The following is a 521-nucleotide window of genomic DNA, read 5'->3' as shown; positions in this document are numbered from 1 at the left end:
TTGCAGGGAAAAACAGCGGAAGCTCGAGCACCGGCAGGTATTGGCTATGTGCCGCAGGGACGGGAGATCTTTCCATTACTAACCGTTGAAGAGAATTTACGTGTGGGTTTGCCTATTCGCAAGGGACGTTTAAAAGGTCAGGAAGGCGCGGGTGAAATTCCTCAGAAAATTTTTGATCTATTCCCTGTGCTAGGCGAAATGATGCATCGCCGCGGTGGTGACTTATCGGGTGGCCAGCAACAGCAGTTGGCCATTGGCAGAGCGCTGATTATAGAGCCTAAGGTGTTAATTCTGGATGAGCCAAATGAAGGTATTCAGCCTAACATTGTTAAACAAATTGGCGATGTTGTGATGAAGTTAAATGAAGAAGAAGGCTTGACGGTTATCCTTGTAGAGCAGAAACTTGGCTTTGCTCGACGCGTTGGACAATCCTTTAGGCTAATGGATAGAGGCCGTGTCGTGGCCAATGACACGATGGATAAGCTGAGTGATGACTTGATTAGTAAGTACTTGGCTGTATA

1 protein-coding gene is annotated in these 521 nt (G+C 47.0%); it reads left to right on the top strand.

The window, feature by feature from the left end; genetic code table 11:
* On the top strand, positions 1–521 hold a 521-nt coding region (locus tag A3761_RS05495; protein WP_068749965.1), incomplete at both ends, for an ATP-binding cassette domain-containing protein.

The sequence above is a fragment of the Oleiphilus sp. HI0123 genome (assembly GCF_001635315.1).
This window is presented reverse-complemented; position numbering and strand designations above follow the sequence as displayed.